Consider the following 20,163-nt stretch of genomic DNA (forward strand, 5'->3'; position numbering starts at 1 on the left):
TTAATCTCTCCTAATATGCCCTCAGGTCAGGGGTATTGCCTTACGATCTACACAAACTATGTTCTGAATGGCTGCTCAAAACACTCCTCTTACATAGGGAAACGCTCACGCACGTTAAAAAAGTTAATTTATAGCCAAAAACTGTTTTTTTAACGCCCTTTTTTTAGAATGTTTTTGTAATTTTGCGCCCTCTAAGATATAACATGGATATTCGTCTAAAGAAAAAACGCTTAAAAAACAGCAACCAACTTACCCTGAATATAGGAGGCTCAAAGAGTGAGAGCAACCGACTACTACTACTCAAGCAACTCTTTCCTTCCTTAGAAATAGAAAATATCTCCCCCTCGAAGGATACAGACATGATGTCTCGAGGATTGCACCTTCTGGGAGAGGAAATCAATGTAGGAGACGCCGGTACGGCTATGCGCTTCCTTACAGCTTACTATGCCTGCTGCACTGACCGCAAGGTGGTACTGACAGGCTCGGAGCGTATGCAACAGCGTCCTATAGGTATTCTGGTGGAGGCACTACGTCAGTTAGGAGCTTCTATTGACTACCTTTCTACAGAGGGCTTCCCTCCCCTATCCATAACAGGAAAACATATAGAAGGTGGAGAGCTGACCATCAAAGCCAATGTCAGCAGCCAATACCTCTCCGCCCTGCTCTTGGTAGGGAGCACCTTCCCCAAGGGACTCACCCTACACTTGGAGGGAGAGATCACTTCCCTACCCTACCTGAGGATGACCCTCGCTCTCTTGAACCAATTGGGGATAGAAGCAGTACTGGAGGATAATATCATCACCGTATACCACACCCCTGAGGTAGAGGCACAAACTATTGTAGTGGAGCCCGACTGGAGCTCTGCCTCATACTTCTATAGCATGATAGCTCTCAGTGAGGTAGGCACCTCCCTATTCCTGAATCATTATAAGAAGGAAAGCCTACAGGGAGATCGTATCTTGGCCGACATCTACCAGAGCTTTGGGGTAAAGACCATCTTCTGGAGGGATAAGATACAGCTGATCAAGGAACGGGACGACTTCTCTACTATTTTCTCCTATAATCTGATGGATTGTCCAGATATAGCCCAGACCATAGCTGTCACTTGCTTTGGCTTGGGGGTAGAGTGTTTCCTTAGTGGCTTACACACTCTCAATATCAAGGAAACCAACCGATTAGAAGCGCTACGAGACGAGATTACGAAACTTGGCGGAGAGGTACACATCTCTCAAGGGGAAATATGGATAGGGGTTCCTCGCAAGATAGCCCGCAATGTCTCCATAGCTACCTACGGAGATCATCGTATGGCCATGGCCTTTGCCCCCCTCTGCCTGAAAGTCCCTCTTACAATCGAAAAGGGAGAAGTGGTGGAAAAATCCTACCCTAACTTCTGGACAGATTTTGAGAATATCAGCGAGTAGTACTCGGTCATAATATGACCAAATAGCTTTCGTTTGTAGCCATAATACCCCTTATGAGAAGTTGCCTAAGGGGTGGGCGTGGTGTAGGCTGGGGGATATAGCTAATATTCAAACTGGGAAAAAAGATGCAAACTATGGAGATAAGAACGGAAAATATCCTTTTTTTACTTGTGCTCTACTCCCCTTAAGATGTAACAATTATTCTTTTGACATGGAAGCTGTATTATTGCCGGGGAATGGTGCTAATGTTGGAGAAGTAGTCTATTTCAAAGGTAAATTTGAAGCTTATCAAAGAACTTATATTCTAAATTTTAATATAGGAAATATCCGTTTTTTTTATTATGTATTAAAAGCACTATGGAAAAAATCTCTTGAAGGGAAACAGTTTGGTTCAGCGACAAATTATATTAGACTTTCTAATATAGAAGAACTATTTTTCCCTCTCCCTCCTCTTGCAGAGCAACATCGCATTGTTCAGCAAATAGAAAACTACTTTACAGTTTTTAACCAAGTAGAAAACGAATTAGCATAGGGGCGAATGACCATCTATGAGCGAATTGCATTCAAGGGCGAATGGCCATTCGCCCCTACGGCTTACCAATTGACAACCGTATCTACAATGGCTTGCTGCTCGCTGGCAGTACGTCTGAGATAGATACGAGTGGTCTCAATACTTTCATGCCCCATCAGATCGGCAAGGAGCGTAAGGTCATTGAAGCGCTCTAAAAAGTTCTTAGCAAACCGATGTCTGAAAGAGTGAGGATATACCACTTTAGGATTAAGCTGGTACTTATGAGCAAAGACCTTGAGCTGCTGGGCAATTCCTCTTGGGGTGATACGTTTGCCAAAGCGATTGAGGAAGATATAGCCTGAAGTAATTCCCTTTGCCTTAAGCCATTGGCTACTTTCTTCGCGCAAGAGCTTTGGAATGTATAGGCGGCGCACCTTTCCACCTTTGCTATAAAGATCCAAATAACCTTGAGTGAGGTGTTCCGCTTTTATCTGAATCAGCTCACTGACACGAGCTCCGGTAGCGGTGAGAAACCACACGAGAAAATACCAATCCTCATATCCTTCCTTTTTGAGCTGTGTCTTTAGGAAAAGATAATCCGCATGGCTGATTACATGCTCTAAAAAGTTCTTTTGCTGTACCTTTACAAAGGACATCTTCAGGGAACCTTTCTTGACGAAGTCTAAGTACTTATTAATCGCCTGCAAACGTAGGTTGACGGTTTGTGCTTTGTACTTGTCCAGCAGGAAATTCTTGTAAGCCATCAGGTTAGGCTTGTTGATAATGGGGTATTTTTCTAAGAAATACCTCACTGTCCACACATACGACTCTATCGTATTGCGCGCTAAGTTGCTTTTCTGTAGAAAAGACTTGAATTGTTCTATCATTTCTTTAAAATTTAGAAATGATAATAAACGAAGTTTTTACAAACTATCTTCTATGGTATCTAGAAAAGAAAAATAAGTCTCTATTTTTTGGACGATACGGTGCTGCTCTGCAAGAGGAGGAAGAGGAAAAAATTCTTTCTGTAGAAACTGAAAATGCCTACTATATCCTCTGTTTTCAATTTTGTAAGAAGCATTGAGAATGAGATAATAGAGATATTTTGATAGATTATTGTTGGGTAGAATAACTTTAACCCCATCTGCACCCACAATAAAATCAAAATCTATATATTTTACAACTCTCGTATGGTCTCCAAAAACAATGATAAAATCTTCTACCTTTAGAACCTTTGTTTCATCAGAAGAAAAACCTTCTATATAATTAGCACTTTGACTTATTACAGGAAAATCCCCATTTTTTTCTATTTCAGACTGCAAAATCTGATACGGTTTTGTAGCTATGGTCTTCGTGATATCCCCCAGCCTACACCACGCCCACCCCTTGGGCAACTTCTCATAAGGGGTATCAGTGGCAGTTGTTTTGCCTATACGCTTAAGAAGTGCTTCCGCAGGTTCATCATTAGGGTCTTGGTGAGTGAGTTTGCCCGCTATGGCATAGTTGAGCACCTGATTCCTCGCCTGCTTAACATCGGATTTGAGCTGCTCTTTATGGGTTTCTATAGTATCCACAAGAGTAAACAGCTGCTCTATCTTTTGGACAATACGGTGTTGTTCGGCAAGAGGAGGGAAGGGAACTCTCATATTCTTAGATTGAGATAAAGAAATATTTATCTGTCCTGCTGAACCTTTGGTTGATATTGAATTGATTTCTGACATTTCAGACAGGAAGTAGAACAAATATTTATTGATGATATTTTTGTAAAGATAGGGACGTATAAGTACTGCTGCTTGATTAAAATTACTTTCAGGCAAAGATGTAGGTATAATAGCCAACTTTCCTAAAGGAGGTCCTACTATATTCATTATAAGATCTCCTATTTCTGTTTTTGAGCGTTTTAGTATCCCATTGTGAATAGATTCCTTAATATACTGAGGTTTGTAATCAAAGTCAATAGCTTGATTTCGCAAATTATAAACTTTTAAATATGGTATTCCTTTATCAACAAATGAAGAACTTTCGGGAGTACTTCCTGCTGCTATATAGGCTATCTCCCCCAACCTACACCACTCCCATCCCTCTGGAAGTTCAAAGGGGACTTCATCAATCGGTTCGTTGTCTTTTTTATCTCGTTTGAGTTTTTTGTCTTTGATAAGCTGCTCTTTCTCTGCACGAATACGCTCCAAGAGCACAGAGGCAGGTTCATCGGTGGGGTCTTGGGGGACTAACTCCCCACGGATAGCTAGGTCTAATATCTTTTGTCGTATTTGCTTAGTGTTCATGATTCAAGAAATTTATCAAAATCCGATTGGAAAAGGCGGTCTTGTACGATACGATACTTTTCAAACTCCGCTAAGGCATGGGTATGAGCGATCTCGGCGGTGATTTTACCAGCGTCTTGTAAGACCTCTCGGTCGGCAAATTCTAAAAAGCGGTTGAGGCGTACCTCCCAATCACTCATGGTCATCGGGATATGCCTTAAGGCCATATCTTCTGCCATATCCAAATAGGCAGAGACCAAGCGCTGTAGCTGTGCCATCTCATTTTCTGTAAGGTAGTTCTTGGCAACGACCACATCAAAGGGATAGATTTTCCCCTCGGGGGCATCCTTCCAAGAGGTCAGTCCCATGTGAGGCTTTTCTGCATTGGCTCGCTCGTAAATTACCTCAGCAGCGGTATGTCCGTGGATAGCCCAATGTAGTTTGTTCTGTACAGTGGCAAAAAAGCGCTTCGTAGCGGAGGATTTAGGATCGTAATCAATGGAGGTGGCGTAAATGTCAGTGATTTTCTGATAGAATTTGCGTTCGGAGAGGCGTATCTCTCGGATACGCTGTAGCTGTTCCTCGAAATACTTCTTTCCTAGCAGGGTTCCATCGTTTTTCAGCCGCTCATCATCCATGGCAAAGCCCTTGATGGTAAATTCTTCTATGATTTGCGTAGCCCATTTGCGGAACTGCACCGCCCTTTCCGAATTGACCTTATAGCCTACCGCAATGATTGCCGACAGGTTATAGTGCTTCGTATTATAGGTTTTCCCATCATCGGCAGTTATTAGAAAATTTCTAATAACTGAATTCTCGTCTAATTCATTGTCTTCAAATATCTTCTTTAGATGGTAATTGATAGTAGGGATTTCTACCCCATAGAGCAGCCCCATCATTTTTTGGGAAAGCCATACATTCTCGTCGGCATAGAGGCTTTGGATATTGCTCTCTCCTGTGGCGGTGACAAAGGTCAGATACTCCGCTACAGAAGCCCTTAGCATGTCTTTAGGTTTCTTTGGACTACTCATTTCCCATAATGGCTTTTAGTTGTGCAATAGCCTCAGTGATTTTGGCTGCTTTTTCCTCCATAGTGGCTATGAGTTCGCTCAAGGGGATGTCTTCGGTTTCTTCTCCCTGACGCATCCAGCTTAGGTCAAGGCTTGTTTTGTCACGGGCACAGATTTCCTCATAGGTGTATCGGCGCCATCTGCCTTGGGGATTTTCCTCGCTATAGGTTTCTTGGCGCTTAGGACGGTCGTCACGCTGATAGCACTGTACAAACTCGTCAAAGTGTTCCCGCTTGAGGGGATTGGTTTTCCCGAAGTTAGGCATATTACTACGGAGGTCATAGAACCAAACCTCTTGAGTATTGCCTTTGTCCGAAAGTCCTCGTTCGAAAAAGAGCACATTGGTCTTGACCCCTTGGGCATAGAAAATCCCCGTAGGTAGGCGCAGGATGGTATGTAGGTTACACTTTTCCATAAGGTCTTTGCGGATACGTTCGCCATCGCCATCTACAAAGAGCACATTGTCGGGGAGTACTACGGCAGCACGACCGCCTTTTTTAAGACTGCGGTAGATATGTTGTAAAAAATTCAGCTGTTTGTTAGAAGTAGGAAAGGTGAGGTCGTCACGGGTCGCACGTTCGCCCCCTTTCTTGGTGCCAAAGGGTGGATTGGTCAGTACCACATCATAACCAGTCATCTGCTTGCCTAAGGAGGAAAGCGTATCACCAAGCTGTATAGGTCCTTTGATATCGTGCAGCATGGCGTTCATCAGTGCCAAGCGGTGGGTCTCATGCACCAATTCGCCTCCTGAGAAAGCCTCATTGATCTGGAACTCTTGCACCTCTTGCGAAAGAGAGAAAAGGTCATCAGTCTGGTCTTTGATATACCGGTCAGCGGCAATCATAAAGCCAAAAGTACCACAAGCAGGGTCATTACAGCGTTCACCCGCTTGGGGGTTCGTAAGTTCCGTCATTACATCAATGAGCACACGAGGGGTAAAGTACTGCCCTGCCCCTGATTTCTTTTCGTTGGCGTTCTTCTCTAGCAAGCCTTCGTATAGGTTACCCAAGCCTTCTTCTTTGGCAGAATACCAATCAAGAGCATCAATGGTCTTGATGATTTTCTCGAGGTTTTTAGGCTCTTCTATATTGGATTTAGCCCCTGCATAGATTTCCTGAATCCTTCCTCGGCACTGTTCGCCCAAGTGTTCTAAGAGCTCCTTATAGAATTTCTTTAGTTCTATACCGTCTTTGCTCACAAGAGTGTCCCAACGATAAGCCTCAGGTATTTCCCCTTCGGAATTGGTTTCCTTGGCCATTTTTAGGAAAAGGATATAGGTCAGCTCTGTTACATATTGATGGTAGGTGATACCATCATCACGGAGCACATTGCACAATGCCCATAGTTTGGCTACAATTTCTTGGTTGTTCATAGTAATAATTTATATTTAGAAAGGGCGAATGACCATTCGATTAGAGGGTAAATTGCCTCTCATATTCATAGAATTATCATTAAGGGTCTTTATTATTGATTGATATTATAAGACATAAAGTTCTAATGATTAATAATTTAAAGAGTACTAAAAAAACATAAAGATTCCTGCATTATCACATATTTTCTTTCGGTTATTTATAACACATTCTTCTAAAAAGCAACCCAAAAAAACTCTACCTCCTCCAAATATAGGGCCATTCCTAAAATCTCTCAGAGTAAAGATAGTGTCTTTTAGTATAATCTTAATAATGTCTTCAGACTTTAAGTTTTTAGGACTATTTATCACTATGTTATGATCTAGAATCCTATAATCTATCACAATAGTGTCTTTATTGTGAATTTGTAATATTTGGGCTCCTTGTAGTTCAAGTTCTTCAGGAAAATAGAAGTTAAATTCCTCATAATAGAAACCTATATTTGAATCATTGAAACATTTTTTAGAAAGTTCCTCTTTCTGCTTCTCATAATAATTCGATATAATTACTCTAGCTATGATAATAGCGGTAATAACCATTATTACAATTATAATCCTTTTTGCCCTTTTATTTAACCTTAATGTAGCCATTGTAATTGTTGATAAAATGAAATAAAGAGATTGCTATGTTACATATTTTCCCCCAAGAATAAACTGATAAAGAAACTTCCACAGAATCAAAAAAGTCTTTCTTTTTTCAAACTTAAGTTCAACTTTTTATGAAAAGGAGCTACATGCTCTATTTATAACTGGTACGAGCGACACGTTCACACCAGTATATGAACTTTTGTTATGTCGAATTTACGTTAATTACAAATTTTAACTTACACTATTTCAAACAAATATTCCTTTAATTCATCTACAATTTCCCCCAGATGGTTTTTAAATACCTTATTGATCTTCTCGTAGCCTCCTGCATTTTGGAAAGCTCCGGTATCAAAGTCGGCCTTTTCTATATATTGTTCCTTCTCTAAGAAAGTCTTGACACGGTCAAGCCATTTGGTTTCCATAGCATTGAAGCTGTGTGTCTGTTTGAGCTTTTCAAAAGCATTGTCCAAGCGTACTTTATAATCCACTAGGGCACTGCCCAAGGCTAAGGTACGTATCATACCAATGAGGTCGGCGGTGATCTCTACATTCTTGGCATTGTTCCATGCCTTATTCAGCTCTTTCAGGGTATAGCCTTCTTGAGCCATTTCTAGGTAAAGATGCTTCAGATCACTACGAGTAAGCTCCGAAGGGCGTGTACAGAGCAGGTTCAGGGCGGTGAGCTTATTGCGATTCTCCGCTATATAGGCTGAGAATTGTTCTATATAGTCCCCTGGGCGTTTTTCGGTCTTGCCATAGCCTACATAGTGTTCGCGTACTTCATCTGGCTTGTCACTGATATATTTGTACTTTACTGTCTTAGGGTGGGAATAGAACAAACAAGCAATAGCTTTTACATTCTCTTTGATAAAAGTCTTTACCTGTTCGGTGGGTGTATTTTTAAGGGTGGCTAAAAAATCCTTAGGGGATACCCCCTGACTCAGGCTACAGAAATAATCAAAATCCTGCTGGCTAATATTCTTTTTTCGTCGCTGCAATCGAGCTAAGAGCTGTTGGGTATATTTGGCAATCAGCTCAGGGTCTTCAGTATGTTCAAAGCCATTGATGATATCTTCTAAAGTGGTATTGGGATTCACTACAATAGGTACCATTTCAGAGACTTCTGCAAAGAAATCAAAGACTCCCACGGGATCATATACCTCAAAACTCTCCTTGTTTATCTTAGGACAAAGGCGGGTAGCGCGCCCCATCATTTGCTCGAAAAGAATACGTGATTTCACCAAACGTAGGAATACCAAAGTGGTAATTTCAGGCACATCCACTCCTGTGGTAAGCAGGTCTACGGTTACTACTATATTAGGGTTGATCTCATTTTTGAATCGCTTAATAGCATCTTCCACTCGTTTCTTATCCCCTATGCTACCTGTTATCTTTTGGATAGCATCGTTATCTACTCCTTGCTCAGCATAGATTTCTTTGAGAATCTTCACCACAAGGTCGGCATGGGCATCATCTACGGCAAAAATAAGGGTCTTTCCTTCGCCAGTAGGGTCTAAGAATTGAGAAACTTCCTCCAATACAGCACGGTTAAACCCTTCTACGATGATATTTCGGTTGAATTGTTCTACCTCAAAGTTCAGTTCGTCAGGTATTTCTGACAAATCTATCACTTCATTTTTCTCAGCGTCATATACCTGTACAGTTTCTCCTTTAGCAAAGTGAATCCCTTCTATACGCTGTTGGGTAAAAATATGGTGAGGTAGGTTATAATCTACTAAAAATCCGTCCAATACAGCTTCGCGATAAGAATACTCAAAGACAGGTTTGCCAAAGAGCTGGGTAGTGTGTAGGGCAGGGGTAGCAGTAACTGCTATTTTCACCGCATCGAAGTAGTCAATTACCATAGTGTATTTGCTGATAAAATCCTCCTGATTGCGGAAATCAAACTCGTCCTCGCTCATCTCTTTATCAAGGATATAGCCGCGGTGTGCCTCATCTACAATTACCAAATCGTAATCCGATACGGAGGGCATATCCTCCGCTTCATTATAGAGAATACGCCTTACCATAGCCTGTACAGTGCTAAGTTGTATTTTGGTTTCTTTCGCTATTGTTTTTTCACCAAGTTCATTGATAGGATAGATATTATAAAGCGTTTGTAGGTCTTCGAGTTTTACATCCTTGAACACATCAAGTGCCTGCCTTCCTAAGACATTACGGTCTACCAAAAATAAGATACGCTTAAAGCGTTTGGCAGCCAAAAAGCGGTAGATCATCGCCAGCAAGGTGCGTGTCTTTCCTGTCCCTGTTGCCATAGAGAGGAGCACCGAGCGGCGCCCTTCTGTTAAGGCTTTTTCGGTGGCTTCTACAGCGCGGATTTGGTAGGGACGTAGGTTCAGTCCGTTGGGGTCTCTCAGCAGGTCATAAGGGGTCTGAGCGAGGTCTTGAGTAGCTTTGGCTATATCTTGTGCCAAATCCTCCAAGAGTCCTTGAGGACTTTTCCAGCCTTGTAGTGCTTTAGAGATATTGCCATTATCTCGTACATCTAAGAACCAAATCCCTGCTTTGGTATCCAATTGCTTAAGGTATTTTCGCCCATTGGTGGCAAAAAGGAAGGGTACCTGATAGTCTCCCCATTGCCCAATAAGATAGCAGGCATGCTCTTTCTTGACATGGGTGGCGTAGTCCTTGCATTGGTTGGAGAGGATACTTGAAATATCTTTGTGTTTGGCTTTGGCCTCCACGATACCCACCAGTTGTAGACCGACAAAAAGGGCATAATCGGCAAAACCTTTGTCTGTCGGCCATTCGGCAATGGCAAGGTTTTTCCCTTTCTCAGGGCGGGTACCTTTGCTATAGCGTAAGTGCTCTGTATCGGCCTGCCACCCTGCTTCACACAGTTGTGCATCAATGAGCTGGCGTGTTTCGGCTTCTGAGAGTTGAAGGTTTTTTGTATACTGTTGGGTACGGCGTGCACGCTCTTTTTGAGCATTTATAAACTCTTTGGTCTGGGCGGCTTCCCAATAGCTTTGCTGTTTTTGTAGTTCAAGGAGTTGCTCCGTAAGGGCTTTGATTTGCTGATCTTGCGCTTCTTTTTCTGCTTGTAGCTCAACGGCATTGGGAATATCCCCCTCCTGAGGCATAACAAAGGTATGCCCTCCTGTTCCCTCACCATAACTCAGGGCATACCACTGAGCCAGGTGATAGGCCATTTGCAAGAGGGTTTTAGCTGAAGTAAGTGAGTCAAAGCCTGCATGAACCGCCTCGTTACCTCTTTGTCTCAACTCGTTTAATATACGACCCAACTGGTGTTCTATAATCCCTTCCCGCTTAAGCACACTGATTCTATTGGCCTGATTGTTATCATAAGGCAGGGGAATATGTTCTATCTGAAACACCTCATTGACCATAACCTCGGCAAACTGGCGTAGCTTCATCAAGCAGCCATTGGGGTCGGTATATAGGTACGTCTCCGCCAAGTGGGCAATACGATAGAGTATATGGGGTTCAATCTCTTTTAGAAACTCAAAATTACTTCTCATAATGTAGCCTTATAGGAAGTTACAAAAGTAGCATATTCTCCTTAAGATTTTAACTATATTAACAAATAATTAGCAAGTAAAACACTTCTCTTTTTACACTTCTCTCTTCACTCCTCTGACTCCCCTAACGAGTATCACACTATAAAGCACACATAGCACTATAGCCAAAGCGAAAGCGACTAAGGGCAAGGTAAAACCTGTGGGAGTGAAAGGAAAGAGCTGGGAGAGCTTGGCCATATAGAGGTTGCGCAACCCATAGCAGAGAGACAAGGCAGCAATTATCGCCCCGATGGTGAAGAGACTGACTGCCCATTGGTAATAGCGGGCGATCTGGGCGGGCGTATAGCCTATGGAGAGCAGCGAATGGATCTGTTCCTTGTTGCGCTGCAAGACCAAATGCAGGCTCAGTACTACCACTCCTACCGAGAGGATAAGGATCAGAAGGGCGATCCCTACCACTACCCAGAGGGCAGAGGAGAAAAAGAAACGCATCTTACTTAGCTCCAGCTCGTCCTTGGCTATGGTGTAGTTATGAGCCTTGAAATAAGCTAAGATTTCCTTTTGGGAAGGATCATGAAACTCTACCAAGAGGCGTGATACCTGTGAGGTAGGCGACCCATAGGTAGCGTTTGCCCAAGAGAGAAAGTCCTCAGGAACAAGAATAGAATTGATCTTGGCAGAAAAGCCTACAATACGGCTGGAGAAGGTCGCTTCCTTGCCATTGCCTGAGAGGCGCAATCCGAAGGTGAACTTGTCTATCAAGCCCTTAGAGAGTACGGGTAAGCCTTGGCTCTGAGCAAAGCCAAAGTTATAAAGGGATAGGTAATTCTCAGGGATGATAATAGGCACAAAAGAGCGGGATGGATTCCACTCCCATTGGTCACTCTTGACATCGATATACTTATCGGGGATGCTCTCAAAAAAAAGGTCTGTAGCGAAGAGTGGGAACTCTCCCTCACTCTCACGAGTGTAGGCCATGATCTTGAAGGTAGCCACTGAGAAGGGTGCCATACTCTTGACAAAAGGTTCTTGTCGTAAGGATTCCTGCTCGGCTGGGGTAAAGTAAATCATCTCCTTCTGGAGGGAGCCTATGGCGGAGATAGGCTTGGTCACCACGGCATAGTTGTTTGAGAAAATATCCGTCTGCTCCTCCAGCAAGGGCTTTACATCCCTATAGAGCTGCCAGATGCCTCCGAGCAATACCACAGCAACCATCAGGGCGAAAGCATAGCCCAAGAGCTGTCCCTTGGGGAGGGTTTTTCGTTGGAGCTTATGGAGCATACTTTAGGGATTTAGAGCTGTAATACTTGGTCATAATTAAGTAAGTCATTGACTTCCAAGGAGGTCATTAGTAATGTAGCACCTCTCTGGGAGCATTCTTCTTGTAAGAGCTCACAGAGCAGATGGGTATTTGCCTCGTCCAAATGGCTGAAAGGTTCGTCCAAGAGGAGCACCTCGAAGGGCTGGGCTAAGGCACGCAGGAAGGCCACACGCTGGCGCTGTCCTAAGGAAAGAGCTGCCAAAGGAGTATCTGCCTTATGAGCAAGCCCCACCCGCTCGAGCAGTTGGCTAACTTGCTCAGAGGAAAAGTAGCCCGTCAAGCGGTTCTTGAGCTGTATATTCTCCTTGGCTGTTAGCGAGGGGAAGAGACGCAGGTCTTGGAAGAGGTAACTTAGCTTGTTGCTCCGGTACGAGAAGAGGTCTTTGGGGCGAGCCACTCCATCGTAGGTAATAGTACCCTCGTAGGTGTCTCGATCCCCATAGATAAAACTCAAAAGAGAGGTCTTTCCCCTACCCGACTGAGCGCGAATAAGATAGCGCTTGGCTGGAGCAAAGACGACCCCCTCCCTCAGATAGATATCCGAGGGATGTAGCTCGGCTTCTTCCATATAAGTAGGCTTGAGATGGCGTAGAACGAGTTCCATTATTGCTTATTCTTCATCTTTTTCGATTATGATATCTTCGTCCGTTGCGGAATCCTCTTCATATACTCCATCATCTTCGTATGTGCTGTCGTCTTCGGTGGCCTTATCCTCTTTGTTGGCTTTAGTTGTATCGACCTGCTTGGCAAACTGAAGAAAGCTATAGAGGCTGTTGCGCTTCACATTCCTCATATGATAGATAAGGGTAGCGGTGTTCTTCTTAGCATCAGCTTTGATTTCCAAGTTCTTAGAATGGTCTATCATCCACTGAAGAGAAGCCTCGTTGCGGGAACGTTCGTCGGCCTTCATTGCCCTCTTGAACACGGAGGGATAGTCATCCATATTCAAGTTAAAAAATCCATAGAAGGTATTCTTACTTGCCTGTGAGGCCAAGGAACTACTATAGGCGTTATTTTTGCGTTTCCCAGCGAGGAAGGCATCTACCTCATCGGAGGAGTTGCTTATGAAAAAGGCCTTGTCGTTGTAGGCGAAATATACATTTACAAAGAAGAAACTGAGGCTATAGCGGTCACCATCTTTGGTAAAGGATCCCTCTTCAGCGACCATCTTGTCCAAGATTTTTTTATCATTGACCTCAAAACAAGCGCCTATTACTGGGATAGGGATACTCATACCCGTCTGGAAGTCCTCCAAGGCTATGACGAAACTACCTCCAAAGAGGTTCAAGAGGTTATCCAGCTGAAGGTCTTTCTTAGCAAGCCACTCCTTGATATCGGCTTCTTTGACGAGTTCGGGTTCTGCTTCCTTGAGGAACTCATAGTAATGCTTCACATTGAGCGCCCCTGTGATTGCCATAGGCATTTTCTCTGGGAAATGCTTGAAAAGCTTTTTGTTAAAAGAGGCATCTCCTATATGGTGTTTGTCTAAGAGCTTTTGGTATTTTTCGTTGTATAGGGTACGAGCTGAAAGGGCTATTGCCTCTTTTTGGAAATCCAAAGTAGCATAGAGATAAGTACCCTGTTGTAGGTTGAATAGCGAGGGGGAAAGGGCGGCAGTGGAGGGTAGCTTCTCATCTAAGGTTGCGTAAGCAGATGCTACATTGACCCATATACTGATGTCCTTCTGATCGTGAAGGAAGTCTCCAAAACCACTAAGTGCTGTGATTTGCTTTTTAGCCTCCAAGGAACGGAGTTGCTTGGCCTTCAGGAAGGTTTGCAAGCCTGAGGAAGACTCTCCCTTGTCGTCCTCTGCCCCCAGAAAGAGCACTTTGTCATCATCCCAACTCAATGTATACTTACCCTCAGATAGGTTCAGCAACTTATAGCCACCTTCCTCGGTAAGGTTCTTTTCCTCTTTAGCCAAGGCAAAAAGTTGATTGAGGGTGTTTTCAAACTTTTTCTTATCCGAAAGGACACACGCTATCCCGATATAGTTCTCCATACCATTGCCCCCTTGTTGTCCATACTGGAATAAATAGACAGGATCTCGAAAGCGTATCCCTGAATTTCTTGGGTTGCGGAGCAGCTCTCGAAGGAAATCCCGCTGCTTGTCTGTTAGGGAAAGACTATCAATCCACTGCTTGAACTCCGCTGAGTCCTCAGTGGAAGCAATATCCGCTTTTTGGTAGAGTGACTTAAAGTCAATAGAGACTACCCAAGCGGCATCGCTGGGGACCAGCGCCAAAGAGGCTGGCTGCTTAGAACAAGAAGCCAAAAAGATAAGGACTAAGCCAAGTAAGAATCGCTTCATAAGTTTTGAGTTTTTAATTTTAAGTTTTTAATTTTGAGTTTTAAGTTTTTAATTTTGAGTTTTTTAATTCTAAGTGATTAGTTTCTGACAACCACTCTCTGTTCACCGCTCTCTGTTCACCGTTCACTGACAACTGCTCACTGCTCACTGACAACTGTTCACTGCTCCTGCATAGATCTAAGTATGGTAAGGACAGCTTCGGTATTGCCTTCGTCAAAGCGTCGTGCCCAAAAGGTATAGACCCAGCGGACGTAACCATCACTGGGGCTGTTACTATCCGTTAAGTCTCTTTCAAACTCGGGGATATCGTACTCCTTGAATACCTTTTTAAGCCCTTTTATATGGTCTTCTATATAGGAAGAGCGATTCATCACATCAAGAATGTCCTTATAGAGTTGGCCATTCTCTCCTTGTAACTCATAGACATTCAATAGGTCTGCTATTTGTCCATTGAGTGTACGGTGCATATAGGTATTTTCCCCTAACTGCCCGCTTTGATACATCGCCTCCATAACACTATCGCCAAAATAGTACCAAAAGGCAAGGAGCTTATTGTTATCTCTGTCTATATAGTGCTGGAGATGATAGAGTGTAGGCTGTTTTCTGGATAGGGTATCTCCCTTTGCATAGATACTCATAGGATAGAGATACCCATCTTCTTTGATGAAAAATTCATTTAGATCGTATACCTTTTTATAGGCTTCATTATTTAGGAGCTTTTGTAGGGAATCCTTATTGAATGCTACAAAATCCCATTCAGGGGCTTTTACTTCTTCTCTTTGGTAAGTATCTTCGGTATCTGTATCGCTAAAGGTCTTGCGCTCTTGCCCTATATAGCTACCGTCATACTGGCTCTCATCAACCACTTGGGCGGAGGGACGACGCAGCAGATCAAAATAATCGTAATCGGTATTGAGTTCTCCCTTGAAAAAGAGATAGATACTCACTCCCAGCCCATAAAATAGGCCTACGCCAAAGAGCCCTAAGAGGCTCATCCCCATAAGGCGATAGCCTTTTCTGCTAAGAAAGCGCCCTAAGAGAAACAATACGGCTGTTATAGGTAACAGGGCAAAGAATATATAGCTAGAATTGTCCCTATCTTGGGCATCGTCAAAAGAGGTGAAGAGTGTCCAGAAGAGTGCTCCTACAGCCAAGACTCCCAAGAAGATTCCCTCAAAAAGAAGGATATCCTTCATCCACTCAGTCAGGGGTAGCGGCTCTTTCTTTAGCAACTGACGAATCTTCGTCACTACCGCGCCTATGAGGATACTTATCCCTATAAGTAACACCCCTACTAAGAAAGCCGCAATAACAGAATAGTGAAACCTATGACCTATAAGCGCATCCAAGGAGGAAAGCAAAGGCGGGTTCACTACCTTGGAAAGGGCAGTAAAGGGTTCTATTTTGGTCAGAGACCAAATAAAAGGATCCAGCCAATAGACCCCTGCCAAACATAAAAAGAAGAACCCCAAGACAATGAGCTGCACCCAAACAATGGCGGGCATCATTCGCTTTAAGTTTTGGGTTATGAGTTTTAGGTTCATAGACTTCTAAACTAGTGCAAGATGAGACGCAACAACTTCATCCAAAGGAGGTTTTTCTATAGGATAATGCTCATCTTCATAGCTTTCCACAAGGTCTGTAAGAAGCATTAATTCTATATAATCTGGATTATCCTCAGGGGTATTATCATCAACCACTTCTAAAAGTTGGTCTATACGCTTCATAATAGCGTTGTATTGTGTTTCATTTTTTATCATAATCTTATATTTTATCTATATTTTCTATATCATCATATTCCTTATGAGTACCTACAAATCGAATATACAGAATTTTAGGTGTAAATAGTATAAGAGCCACTATTCTGAAATGATTACCTTTAATATTGAAAACAAAACGTTTGTTCCCTACAGCATCTACGCTGTTAAAGCTCTTTTTTATATCTGCGAAACATGTCCATTGAGCATCTATTGTTTTTCTATACCAGTCCTCCAAAGATAGTTTCGCATCAGGATAAAGAGTATAGAAATCAACCAATGCTTTCTTAGCTATGATTCTCTTAATTTATTTTTGAATACAAAGGTATAAAATATTTTGATACACAAAACATTTTTTTTGAAAAAATGAAATAAAAGTCAGTATGGATAACGTTTTTTTACTATCTTTGCCTATTATTTTTAAAAAACCAATTTTTATATGAAAAAAATTATTTTTCTTTTATGTTTCCCCTTAGTCGCCGGAGCACAGGAGGTACTCTCTGGACGTATAACAGATAGCTTGGGAGTAAGATATGGCATTAGAGGAATCAAGATTAGTGATTAGTAACTAATGACTAATAGTTCAAGTGATATTTTTCACTCTTCGCTTTTCACTCTCCTGCTAACTCGTTTTCTTATAGTTCCAAATTGCCCAGCTGTTCAGCAGCAAAGCAAAGCCTACTAAATACAAGAACTCAGTACTGAGTTGTGCAAAACTACTGCCTTTCAGCACAATAAGGCGCATCGCATTCACAAAATGGGTTATCGGAATGGCGTTGCTCACCTGCCTACTCCACGCCGGCATACTGTCTACACTGGTGAGGAAACCGCTCATCAGTAGGAAGATCATTATAAAGAAATAGGCAATAAACATAGCTTGCAACTGCGAATTAGCATAAGTGGAGACCAGCAGTCCGAAGCCGAGAATTGCGATGAGGTACATTATCGCAAAGGCGTATAAGGTGAGTAGATTCCCTGCGGGGAAGATACCATAGACTACATACATCACCACAAGCCCCAAGGTGAAGAGGATTAACCCTACTACCAAAAAAGGAGTGAGCTTGCCCAAGATAAACTGCCACTTCTTGATAGGTGTTACATTTATCTGCTCAATAGTACCTATTTCCTTTTCTTTAACTACATTGAGAGCTGAAAGAAAGCCCCCGATAATGGTGAGTAATATAGCTAAAATGCCTGGAACAATATAGCGAGTGTATTGCATATAGGGATTGTACCAATGGGTACTCTCCACCCCGATTTTGGCTACATTACCTATGCGCTGAGGTGTTTTTACATTTACATCGAGCTGAGTGTTGAAGTCGCGTATCACCGAAAGCAAATACGCCCCTCCTAACGACGACTTACTCCCGTTAATGGCATCGAGAGAGACACCGAGAGGTTGCTTTCCTTCGCGTACGAGGTTGCGCTCAAAACCTTCGGGGACTTCCAAAACTACATCAGCTTTGCCATCTTCTATCAGGGCGATACCTTCCTTATAAGAGAAAGGAGCATCTACAAGCTTAAAGTACCCTGACGCAGTAATCTTCTGTATGAGCTCGTGCGAGTACGGACTCTGGTCGTGGTCGATATACACAAGATTGATATTCTTCACGTCGAAATTGGCAACCAAAGGCAGTATAATCAGCTGCATCATAGGCGCCACAAGCATCATTGCCAAGATCGTCTTATCTCGGAATATCTGCTTAAATTCTTTTTGGAGTATAAAGCTTAATACTTTCATTTCTTCTTTATTGTAATCTAATCTTAAACTTCTTCATTGCAAGGCTTAAGAAAATTACCGCCATTGCTATTAATATCAGCGTTTCTTTCCATACGTAAGTGAAATCTAATCCCTTGAGCATTACTTTCTTTACGATAGCGTAGTAGTAACTAGAGGGGAAGACTTTGGATATTCCCTGAAAGATAAGAGGCATATTCTCTATGGGGAACATAAAGCCAGTAAAGAAAGCCGTAGGGAGCATCATTCCCATCATAGCGATGAGCATAGCCGTTTGTTGTGAAGCAGTAACGGTGGATATGAGTAGCCCCAACGACAAACAGATGATGATAAACAAAGTGCTTTCGGCGTACAGCAACAGCAGATTGCCACGTATCGGGACATCGAGCATATAGACCGATAGCAGGAGTATCACGGTGAAGTTGATGAGCGAGAGAATAAGGTAAGGCACGGCTTTGGCAATGAGTATCATTATAGGTTTGAAAGGCGATACCAAAAGGATTTCCATAGTGCCTAACTCTTTTTCGCGCACCACCGCTACCGATGTGAGGGCAGTGCTCACTATCATAAAGACGAGCGCAATCACCCCAGGAACGAAGTTCATAGAGCCATTCTGCTCCTCATTGTACAGCATTCGGTTTTCAACGGTTATCTGGTAGGGTAGTTGTACAGCAGGGTTCAGCTCTTGCTGATAGCTAGCTACCATAGTTGAGAAGTAGTTTTGCACCGTTTTAGCCGTGTTGGGGTCGCTCCCATCGGTGATGAGTTGTAGGGGAGTGCCACTGGGGGTGTAGAGGTCTTTGCCGAAATCGGGAGGGAAGATGAGCGCAGCTTTTATTGTGCCACGCTTGAATTGGTCTTCTACTTGATTGTAATGGTACAGAGGCTCTTTTAGCTTAAAATACGGACTTGCCTGCAAGCGGTGTGTAATTTCTTGGCTATAGGTATTATTTGCCTCATCTAATACAGCGATACCAATGTTCTTGACCTCGCTGCTGAGGGCTTGACCGAAAAGGATAATCTGCGCTATTGGGATACCAAAGAGTATGAGTAGCGTGCGACGGTCGCGGAATACGTGATAGAATTCCTTGCGTATAAAGGCGATGAGTTGTTTCATTGTTTAGTCTGCTGAACGTTTTGCTTTACGGGCGAGTTGGTAGAAAACCTCGTCCATTGAATGAGTGTTAAACTGTGATTTAAGTCGGGTGGGCGTATCCATTGCTTCCACTTTGCCGTCTACCATTATGCTGATGCGGTGGCAGTATTCGGCTTCATCCATATAGTGGGTGGTAACGAATACAGTGATGCCCTGTGCCGAGGCTTCGTATATCATATCCCAAAACTGACGGCGCGTTATCGGGTCTACGCCACCGGTGGGCTCGTCTAAGAACACGATTTCGGGATGGTGGAAGATAGCCACCGAGAAGGCGAGCTTCTGTTTCCAGCCCAGCGGTAGCGAACCTACGAGTTTGTTGGCTTCTGCCTCCAAGCCAAGCTTGGCGATAAGCTGGGTACTGCGGGTTTTGATTTCCTTGCGACTCAAGCCATAGACACCTCCGTAGAAGGTGATGTTTTCCTGCACGGTGAGGTTGTCGTAGAGCGAAAACTTCTGACTCATATAGCCGATGTGCTTTTTAATCTGCTCTTGCTCTCGATAGACATCGAAGCCTGCTACAGTAGCCTCGCCCGAAGTAGGGTAGGAGAGTCCGCAGAAGATGCGTATAGCGGTGGTTTTCCCCGCGCCGTTGGCACCGAGGAAACCGAAGATTTCGCCTTTTTCAACGGTTAGGGAAATCTTGTTCACGGCTTTGAAATCGCCGAATTGCTTTGTTAGGTTATGACAGTGGATTGCGTTCATTTTATTAAATTAGCAAATTAGCTCCCGTTCCCCCAAAGGGGACAACTTATAAAGGGGATTGATAGCGATTGAAGGAGTGCTTTTTATTTGTAATAATAATACCAATTTCCGTTATATTCTTTATCACAATCTTCTTGAGAGGCGAAAGTACAGTCTTTTATACCTTCTTCCGGGTATTCCTTCTTGCGTAGTAATTGTTTGTGATAATTGCTTATTTTTTGTAATAATCCTATCTCTTTTGCTTTATTTAAAGCTTCTTCTGTCTCGAAAATATAAGACACAAAATAATCTTGTGGGGCTATATAAGCTCCAAAATCTAAGGAAGCATATACTTCACTAAAGGTTGCTTTTACCTCTTCTTGTGTTTCAGCAACAATATTTTTCCATATTTTGCTCATTGTTTATCTTTTTTA

General features: G+C 42.9%; 19 protein-coding genes. 3 read left to right on the forward strand and 16 right to left on the reverse strand.

What is annotated here, in order from left to right:
• The first annotated feature begins 203 nt into the window (after positions 1-203).
• Both CGC50_RS06160 and CGC50_RS06165 read left to right on the forward strand, forming a co-directional pair.
• On the forward strand, positions 204-1,421 hold the full coding sequence (locus CGC50_RS06160; protein WP_095910118.1) for a 3-phosphoshikimate 1-carboxyvinyltransferase: 1,218 nt from the start codon (positions 204-206) through the stop codon (positions 1,419-1,421).
• Between the two features lie 61 nt (positions 1,422-1,482).
• Complete coding sequence (locus CGC50_RS06165; protein WP_157909428.1) at positions 1,483-1,953, forward strand: restriction endonuclease subunit S; 471 nt, start codon at positions 1,483-1,485, stop codon at positions 1,951-1,953.
• Between the two features lie 62 nt (positions 1,954-2,015).
• On the opposite strand, the gene CGC50_RS06170 is transcribed toward CGC50_RS06165, so the two are convergent.
• The 12 genes from CGC50_RS06170 to CGC50_RS06225 form a co-directional block, all read right to left on the reverse strand.
• Positions 2,016-2,819 carry a tyrosine-type recombinase/integrase gene (locus tag CGC50_RS06170; protein ID WP_095910120.1) on the reverse strand — a complete coding sequence of 268 codons (804 nt, stop codon included), beginning with the start codon at positions 2,817-2,819 and terminating at the stop codon, positions 2,016-2,018.
• Positions 2,820-2,855: 36 nt separating this feature from the next.
• A complete protein-coding gene (locus tag CGC50_RS06175) occupies positions 2,856-4,217 on the reverse strand; it encodes a restriction endonuclease subunit S (protein ID WP_198541646.1) in 1,362 nt (453 codons plus the stop codon).
• Positions 4,214-5,227, reverse strand: coding sequence for a virulence RhuM family protein (locus CGC50_RS06180; RefSeq protein WP_095910122.1), 1,014 nt, complete (start codon positions 5,225-5,227; stop codon positions 4,214-4,216). Before CGC50_RS06180 ends, CGC50_RS06175 begins: the two co-directional genes overlap by 4 nt.
• Positions 5,220-6,638: a class I SAM-dependent DNA methyltransferase gene (locus CGC50_RS06185; protein WP_095910123.1), complete on the reverse strand. Its 1,419-nt coding sequence runs from the start codon at positions 6,636-6,638 to the stop codon at positions 5,220-5,222. The genes CGC50_RS06180 and CGC50_RS06185 overlap by 8 nt, the downstream gene beginning before the upstream one ends.
• A gap of 147 nt (positions 6,639-6,785) precedes the next feature.
• Positions 6,786-7,265 carry a hypothetical protein gene (locus CGC50_RS06190; protein ID WP_095910124.1) on the reverse strand — a complete coding sequence of 160 codons (480 nt, stop codon included), beginning with the start codon at positions 7,263-7,265 and terminating at the stop codon, positions 6,786-6,788.
• 233 nt (positions 7,266-7,498) lie between these two features.
• Positions 7,499-10,765, reverse strand: coding sequence for a type I restriction-modification system endonuclease (hsdR, locus tag CGC50_RS06195; protein WP_095910125.1), 3,267 nt, complete (start codon positions 10,763-10,765; stop codon positions 7,499-7,501).
• 93 nt (positions 10,766-10,858) lie between these two features.
• Entirely contained in the window at positions 10,859-12,046 is a 1,188-nt protein-coding gene (locus CGC50_RS06200; RefSeq protein ID WP_095910126.1) for an FtsX-like permease family protein, read from the reverse strand.
• 11 nt (positions 12,047-12,057) lie between these two features.
• A complete protein-coding gene (locus CGC50_RS06205) occupies positions 12,058-12,690 on the reverse strand; it encodes an ABC transporter ATP-binding protein (protein ID WP_232781206.1) in 633 nt (210 codons plus the stop codon).
• Between the two features lie 6 nt (positions 12,691-12,696).
• A complete protein-coding gene (locus CGC50_RS06210) occupies positions 12,697-14,397 on the reverse strand; it encodes a DUF4836 family protein (protein WP_095910127.1) in 1,701 nt (566 codons plus the stop codon).
• 158 nt (positions 14,398-14,555) lie between these two features.
• Positions 14,556-15,905 (reverse strand): hypothetical protein, encoded by a 1,350-nt coding sequence (locus CGC50_RS06215; protein WP_232781207.1) that lies wholly within the window; start codon positions 15,903-15,905, stop codon positions 14,556-14,558.
• A 42-nt stretch (positions 15,906-15,947) separates the two neighbouring features.
• Positions 15,948-16,157, reverse strand: coding sequence for an XRE family transcriptional regulator (locus CGC50_RS06220; protein ID WP_095910128.1), 210 nt, complete (start codon positions 16,155-16,157; stop codon positions 15,948-15,950).
• 4 nt (positions 16,158-16,161) lie between these two features.
• Positions 16,162-16,434, reverse strand: coding sequence for a type II toxin-antitoxin system HigB family toxin (locus CGC50_RS06225; protein WP_232781208.1), 273 nt, complete (start codon positions 16,432-16,434; stop codon positions 16,162-16,164).
• Between the two features lie 159 nt (positions 16,435-16,593).
• Between CGC50_RS06225 and CGC50_RS14250 the strand changes: the two genes are divergently transcribed.
• Complete coding sequence (locus tag CGC50_RS14250; protein WP_262482351.1) at positions 16,594-16,719, forward strand: hypothetical protein; 126 nt, start codon at positions 16,594-16,596, stop codon at positions 16,717-16,719.
• A gap of 57 nt (positions 16,720-16,776) precedes the next feature.
• On the opposite strand, the gene CGC50_RS06230 is transcribed toward CGC50_RS14250, so the two are convergent.
• The 4 genes from CGC50_RS06230 to CGC50_RS06245 form a co-directional block, all read right to left on the reverse strand.
• The gene (locus tag CGC50_RS06230) at positions 16,777-17,895 is read right to left on the reverse strand and encodes an ABC transporter permease (protein WP_095910130.1); all 1,119 of its coding nucleotides are present in this window, start codon (positions 17,893-17,895) and stop codon (positions 16,777-16,779) included.
• Positions 17,896-17,902: 7 nt separating this feature from the next.
• Positions 17,903-19,009: an ABC transporter permease gene (locus CGC50_RS06235; protein ID WP_095910131.1), complete on the reverse strand. Its 1,107-nt coding sequence runs from the start codon at positions 19,007-19,009 to the stop codon at positions 17,903-17,905.
• Positions 19,010-19,012: 3 nt separating this feature from the next.
• A complete protein-coding gene (locus CGC50_RS06240) occupies positions 19,013-19,750 on the reverse strand; it encodes an ABC transporter ATP-binding protein (protein ID WP_095910132.1) in 738 nt (245 codons plus the stop codon).
• An 83-nt stretch (positions 19,751-19,833) separates the two neighbouring features.
• The gene (locus CGC50_RS06245; RefSeq protein WP_095900794.1) at positions 19,834-20,148 is read right to left on the reverse strand and encodes a hypothetical protein; all 315 of its coding nucleotides are present in this window, start codon (positions 20,146-20,148) and stop codon (positions 19,834-19,836) included.
• Between the last annotated feature and the right edge of the window lie 15 nt (positions 20,149-20,163).

Origin of the sequence: Capnocytophaga gingivalis, from assembly GCF_002302415.1 — a bacterium.
GTDB classification, from domain to species: domain Bacteria; phylum Bacteroidota; class Bacteroidia; order Flavobacteriales; family Flavobacteriaceae; genus Capnocytophaga; species Capnocytophaga gingivalis.